At 62.7% G+C, this 6751-nt stretch carries 4 protein-coding genes; 2 read left to right on the top strand and 2 right to left on the bottom strand.

Going from position 1 to position 6751, the window contains the following annotated elements:
• Positions 1-193 precede the first annotated feature (193 nt).
• A complete protein-coding gene (locus tag ACVOK8_RS14080; RefSeq protein WP_481567369.1) occupies positions 194-2857 on the bottom strand; it encodes a TonB-dependent receptor in 2664 nt (887 codons plus the stop codon).
• Positions 2858-2949: 92 nt separating this feature from the next.
• On the bottom strand, positions 2950-3969 hold the full coding sequence (locus ACVOK8_RS14075) for a glucokinase family protein (RefSeq protein ID WP_481567368.1): 1020 nt from the start codon (positions 3967-3969) through the stop codon (positions 2950-2952).
• 369 nt (positions 3970-4338) lie between these two features.
• Between ACVOK8_RS14075 and ACVOK8_RS14070 the strand changes: the two genes are divergently transcribed.
• Together ACVOK8_RS14070 and ACVOK8_RS14065 are read left to right on the top strand one after the other, a co-directional pair.
• Positions 4339-5628: a sugar MFS transporter gene (locus ACVOK8_RS14070; protein ID WP_481567367.1), complete on the top strand. Its 1290-nt coding sequence runs from the start codon at positions 4339-4341 to the stop codon at positions 5626-5628.
• Between the two features lie 43 nt (positions 5629-5671).
• Complete coding sequence (locus ACVOK8_RS14065) at positions 5672-6748, top strand: LacI family DNA-binding transcriptional regulator (protein ID WP_481514481.1); 1077 nt, start codon at positions 5672-5674, stop codon at positions 6746-6748.
• The last annotated feature ends 3 nt before the right edge of the window (positions 6749-6751 follow it).

Here is a 6751-nt window from a genome sequence, read left to right as displayed (position 1 = left end):
GAGCGCCGCGCCGCCACCCGCGTGGGTTGGTGTTGTTTTGTTACGCCCCCCCCCTGGGCGGCGGGGGCGCGCCGCCGCCCCCCCCCCCCCCGCCCGGCCCGCCCACTACATGAAAGGCCAAAAAAAAACCGGGCCCGGAATGATCCAGGCCCGGCGGGTCACGCTAACCGGCGATGTTGCGTGCCGGGATGGATCAGAACTTGAAGCGCAGGTTGGCCATGTAACGGCGGCCGGTGAAGTACTCGGCAGCCAGAGCTTCTTCCTGTGCGACGTACTGGCGATACTTTTCGTTGAGCAGGTTCATTGCATCCAGAGACAGGCTCAGGTTGTCGGTGAAGTTCCAGCCCAGGCTTGCGCTCAGGTCGGCGTACGCGGCGGTGGTGGCGGCCGGTGCACCGGCAACATAACCAACACCTTCGTACTTGCTGCGCCAGTTGTAGTTGACACGGACGCTGAACTGTTCGTTTTCAAAGTACGGGCTGACGCTGACGGTGCTGCGCGACAGGTAGGGCATGTTGTTGCCGGCATCGGTATCGCCGGTTGCGTAGGTGTAGTTGGCGATCAAGCCCAGGCCGGTGTCACCGAAGGCCTGCTGGTAGTTGACGTTGAAGCCACGGACGCTGGCACCGCCGGCGTTGCGCGGACGGGTGACGCTGTAGTCGCAGAAGCCGTCAGCGGTACAACCGTGCGAGCCAACCGTGGTCAACCAGGTGGTCGGGTTGCTGTCACGCATGGAGTTGTAACGACGCTCCGTACCCGGGGTCTGCAGCACGTAGTTCTGGGTCTGCTTCAGGAACACCGAGCCAGCCAGGATCGACTGCGGGGCGAAGTACCACTCGGCCGACAGGTTGAAGTTGTAGGCCTTGTACGGATCCAGATCCGGGTTGCCGCCCGAGCCGGTCATCATGGTGTCGTTGAGGAACAGGTTGTTCGACATCAGGTTGTACGGTGCCCAGGCGATGACCTTGGCAGCCGAGGCACGCAACACCACATCACCGCCATTGTCATAGACCAGGTTGACGGACGGCAGCATGTTGCTCTTCTTGCTCTTGCTGGTCTGCCACCACTCGGCCGGCGCCGGCAGCACCGGCACGTTGTCGCCGTAGACATAGGCGCTGCTGTCGGTCTTGGTTTGGACCCAACGTACGCCGACGTTGCCGCGCAGGGCGCCGGTGGAGAAGTTCAGCTGCGTATAGGCGGCAGTGGTCTTCTGTTCCAGTTCCCAGGTGTTGTTCAACAGGCTGGAGGCGTCGGAACGCGAGTAGTTCACCGGGCTGCCGTGAACCCAATTGATCACGTTGCCCTGGCCGACCTGCGGGTGGTGGCTGGTGTTGCCGAACACGCCGCCCATGCTGCCGAGCAGATTGGTGTTGCCGATGGTGCCGACGTCGGCCAAGGTGCCGGTACGCACGCCGCCGTACACGCCAAGGCCGTAGTTTTCCGTGTGCTCGGTGCGACGCACACCGACCAGCAACTGGTTGAAGATGCTGTCGAAGTTCTTGCTGAAGTCGAGCTGCGCGTACTTGTCCTTGGCTTCGGAGCTGAACACGCCGTTGTTGCCGAAGATGTTGCCCCAGTTTGCCGGGTCGTAGTACGCAGCCTGGTCATCAGCCTGGAAGCCCTTGCGGTAGTCCCAGCTATACGCGCCGCTGTAGACCGGCTCGATCAGGTACTGGCTGATGTTCGGGTTCTCGGACTTGCTGGTGCCGATCTTGCCGCCCAGCTTCCAGCCATCACCGCGGTACTGCAGGTCCAGGTCCACGCCCTTGGTGGTCACTTCGGAGAAGCGCACCTGGTTGTCGTAGATGATGCCGGTGCCGCTGCCGGGGTTGGCATTGGTGTGGCCGCCGGTGACGAAGCCGCCCGGGCCGGTCGGGTTGAAGTAATCGACGGCCTGCATGGACGAGTTGTTCTGCGTCATGAAGTTGTACATCGACTGGTTGTAGCTGTCGAAGTTTTCCTTGATGTACAGGCCGCTCAAGGTACCTTCGAACTGGTCGTTGGGCTTGAACTGCAGGTTCACCAAGGCGCTGTCGCGCTTGCGCTCCTGCTGGAAGTAGGCAACGTTGATTTCCTGCGCGACCTTGTCGGTCGGGCGCAGCTCGCCCTTGGCAATCTGCGCGGCAACGTTCGGGTTGACCGCAGCGAAGTCGGCAACGGTGCTGTAACCGAAGATTTCGATGCCCTGGCGATCGACCTTCTCTTCATGGCGCTGGGCGGCGACGTTGACGCCCCAGGTGGAGTCTTCGTTCTTCCAGCTGTAGAGCACGGAGATGTTCGGAGCGCCCTTCTTGGCCTGGTCGTTGTAGCTGTAGCCGACCGAACCGCTGACCGAATTGGCATCCATGTCCAGCGGCTTGCGCGAATGCATCATCACCGTGCCACCGAGGCTGCCTTCCGGCAGACGGGCTTCGGAGGACTTGATGATTTCCAGGCGGCCCAGTACTTCCGGCGCCAGCATGGTGTAGTCGAAGCCACGGTTCGGCGACTCGCCGTACAGCCAGATGGCCTGGGCAACCGGGTGACCATCGATGAAGCTCAGGTTGAGGCTCGGGTCGGTGCCGTCGATGCTGACGCGCTCGCCCTGGCCGAAGCGGCGGTCGATGGTGACGCCCGGGATCAGCGCCATGGCTTCGGCGGCGTTGGTGTTCGGGAACTTGCCGATGTCTTCAGCGGTGATCGACTCGGAGACCGTGTCGTTGTTGCGCTTGCTGTCCAGCGACTTTTCCAGGCTGGCGCGGATGCCGGTGACAGTCACGGTATCCAGATCGGTGGCGTTCTGCGGGGCTTCCTGCGCATGTGCGCTGAAGGCGAGGCAGCTGACGATGGCTGCCGAAAGAAGGGTCTTGCGATGCATGTTGTCTCTCCTCAACATCAAGATTGATTGGCACTGCGTGCCGCGTTACTACGGGTCCTGCTGGTGGATCTGTTGCTTATGCTGCTGAAGGCTTACTTGGCCGACTTTTCCAGATACCAACTGGCGGCGCCGATGACGCCCAGTTGCCCGTGCTCTACCAGCTTCACGGGAATGCTTTGCAACGCCTTGCGCATCGGCCCCTTGTTGAGGAAGCGTTCGACGAAGGTGCTGTTCAAAAGAAATTGGCTGATCTTCGGCAAGATGCCGCCAGCCAGATAGATGCCGCCCTGCACGCCGTAGAGCAGGGCCATGTCGCCGATGGTCGAGCCGAGGATCCCGCAGAACAGCTGCAGGGTTTCCACGGCCAACGGGTCGCTGCCATCACAGGCGGCGGCGCTGACGGCATCGGGGGTGGTGTGCACCGGCGCGACGCCGCGCACCGCGCACAGCGCGTTGTACAGATTGAGCAGGCCGGGGCCGGACAGCGCCTGTTCGATGGAAACATGCGGACGGTCCTGCAGCATCTGCTGCAGCACGGCCATTTCCAGTTCGGTGGTTGCGGCAAGCGAGGCCTGGCCGGCTTCGGTGGCCAGGACCACCGAGCGGTTGCCGACCGGGATCCACACCGCTGCACCCAAGCCGGTGCCCGGGCCGATCACCAGGGTCGGGCCACGCTCGGCTTCGGCCGGGCCAGTCAGCTGCAGGACCTGGCTGGCGTTGATGTGACCGGCGGCGTGCGCCACCGCTTCAAAATCATTGACCAGGTGCACGCCGGCAAAGCCGAGGTCGTCGCGGATGCGATTGGAGGACAGCGGCCACGGCAGGTTGGCCGAGATCACCGTGCCGTCCGGCAGCGCGTAGCCGGCGGTGGCGATCACGCAATGCTCGACCGGCGGATTGTGGCTGGCGAAGTCGGACAGGATCGCGCTGAGGCTTGGATAGTCCGCGCAGCGGTACTTGCGATAGGACAGCACGTCGATGGACGCGTCGTTGGCAGCGGCGGCCCGAATCAGGCCGACGCGGACGTGCGTGCCACCCACATCGGCAGCGAAGAAGGGCCGGGAGGCGGGGTCAAGGCGGGTGGTCTGCAGCGGGGGGACGACAGCTGTCACTCGGTTTCCCTATGGCGAGGCGGAGCGCCCGGAAGGGCACCATTGGGGGGCGAGTCTGTAATCGTTCTGACAACGATGTCAACGAATAATTGAAACTTTCGATGTTGCGTTGCAGCGCTTCTGCGCAAACCCTACGGCGCCTGCATTTGTTGCATCCGATAGCGTGTAGTGGCTTAACTTGCGGGGTTTTGCGGCGAAAGCCTGATCCTTCCGGGCTTGTAGGGCATTCCTGATGATTCATCGGAATAGCCCGGCATGGTCGCGTTGTTGACAAACTTGTCCGCAGCAAACCATAAATGTGACAACGTTGTTCCCACGTAATCGCCCGACGGCCTTGATCCGTCTCCCGCATCTGCAGGAGCTTTGCCCATGTCTGCTGTTCCCGACTCGACGCCGCGTACCAGCATGGCGTCGTCCATCGCCATCGTCGGCGTGCTGTTTTTCATCATCGGCTTCTGTACCTGGATCAACGGCCCGTTGATCACCTTCGTCAAGCTGGCCTTCGACGTAAACGAGGTGTCAGCGTTTCTGGTACTGATGGTGTTCTACCTGTCTTACTTCTTCCTGGCGCTGCCGGCCTCGTGGATTCTCGGCCGCACCGGCATGAAGAAAGGCCTGGCCCTGAGCCTGGCGGTGATGGCGGTTGGCGCCATGGGGTTCGGCGAATTCGCCACGCAGCGCTGGTTTGGCGGCGCGCTTGCCGGCCTGTTCGTGATCGGCGGCGGCATGGCCTTGCTGCAGACCGCGGTAAATCCGTACATCAGCATCCTCGGGCCGATCGAAGGCGCTGCGCAGCGCATCGCGCTGATGGGTATCTGCAACAAGATTGCTGGCATCATTGCGCCGGTGGTGATCGGTACTTTCGTGCTGCATGGCATCGGTGACCTGGAAAGCCAGGTGCAAGCGGCCGACGCTGCCACCAAGGCCGACCTGCTCAATACCTTTGCGGCAAAGATCCACACTCCGTATATGGTGATCGCCGGTGTGTTGTTGCTGGTTGCGGTTGGCGTGCTGTTCTCGCCACTGCCGGAAGTGCAACCTGACCAGGCCAATGCTGTGGCCAACGACGGCAAGGCCGCCAAGCGCAGCATCTTCCAGTTCCCGCACCTGTGGCTGGGCGTGATGTGTCTGTTCGTCTACGTCGGCGTGGAGGTGATGGCTGGTGATGCCATCGGCACCTATGGCAACGCCTTCGGCCTGCCGCTGGACCAGACCAAGCTGTTCACCTCCTACACCCTGTTCGCGATGCTGGTGGGTTATGTGATTGGCCTGCTGGTGATCCCGCGCTTCATCTCACAGGAAAAGTACCTGGCGGTGTCGGCAGTGCTGGGCGTGGTGTTCACCATGGGCGCGTACTTCACCCATGGCTATGTGTCGGTGGGCTTCGTTGCCGCGCTGGGTTTTGCCAACGCCATGATGTGGCCAGCGATCTTCCCGCTGGCGATCCGTGGCCTGGGGCGTTTCACCCAGATTGGTTCTGCCCTGCTGGTGATGGGTATTGCCGGCGGCGCGATCATCCCGCAGGCCTTCGCCCTGCTCAAGCATGCGTACCCGGAGCACTTCCAGCTGGTGTTCGCCGCACTGATGATCCCCTGCTACCTGTACATCCTGTACTTCGGCACCGTAGGTCACAACGCGGGCAAGGCACGTGGCGCCTGAATCAAGCATCATGGCGGCAATCGAGCCAACGCGGGAACCGGTAATGCGTAGACCCACCATCAAGGATGTCGCCGAGCGTGCCAAGGTCTCATTGAAGACCGTCTCGCGGGTGATCAACAACGAGCCTTCGGTGATGCAGGCCACCCGCGCGCGCGTACTGCGCGCGGTGGCTGAGCTGGACTATGAGCCCGATCCGTCCGCGCGCAACCTGCGCAGCAACACCACCTTCGTGATCGGGCTGGTGTACGACAACCCCAATCCATACCACATCATCGGGGTACAGAACGGCGTGTTGTCGGCCTGCCGAGAGACCGGCTTTGGCCTGCAGATCCATCCCTGCGACTCGACCTCGCCGATGCTGGCCGAGGAACTGGCCGACTGGGTACAGCGTTCGCGCCTGGCCGGACTGGTGCTGACCGCACCCATGTCCGAGCGCCCGGAACTGGTATCCGCACTCAATGCACGCGGCATCAAGACCGTGCGCATCATCGCCGCGACCGAAGACCCGGGCGATGGCCCTTGTGTGTTCGTCGACGACCGCGATGCCGCCTACGAAATCACCGAGCACCTGATCCAGCTCGGCCACCAGCGCATCGGTTTCCTGTGGGGCGGCACCTCGCACCGTTCCAGCGGCGAGCGCTACGCCGGCTACGAAGCGGCGCTTAAGGACTACGGCATCCCGCTGGACAAGCACCTGGTCATCCCGGGCGACTACACCTTTGATGATGGCTTCCGTGGTGCGCGCCGCCTGCTGGCGCTGCGTGAACCGCCTACCGCCATTTTCGGCTCCAACGACGAAATCGCCGCCGGTGTGCTGGCGGCGGCCAATTCGGCCGGTTTGAACGTGCCTTATGACTTGTCCATCGCCGGTTTCGAGGACAGCCCGTTCTCGCGCCAGTCGTGGCCGGCACTGACCACCGCCAAGCAGGCCACCGGTGATATCGCCCGCCATGCCGCACGTTTATTGATCAGCCAGCTGCGCACCGATGCCTACGAAGACAGCCCGGCACAGCTGCAGAACCAGGGCTTCGTACCGCAGCTGGTGGTACGTGGTTCCACCGCACCGCTGCGCCAGCAGCCGTCGCGACCTCCTTCATCTCCCCCCGACCTATCCGAGTAACGA

The sequence above is a fragment of the Stenotrophomonas sp. STEN083 genome, from assembly GCF_056759195.1.
Note: the sequence above shows the minus strand (reverse complement) of the source record. Positions and strands in the feature narration are given on the sequence as shown.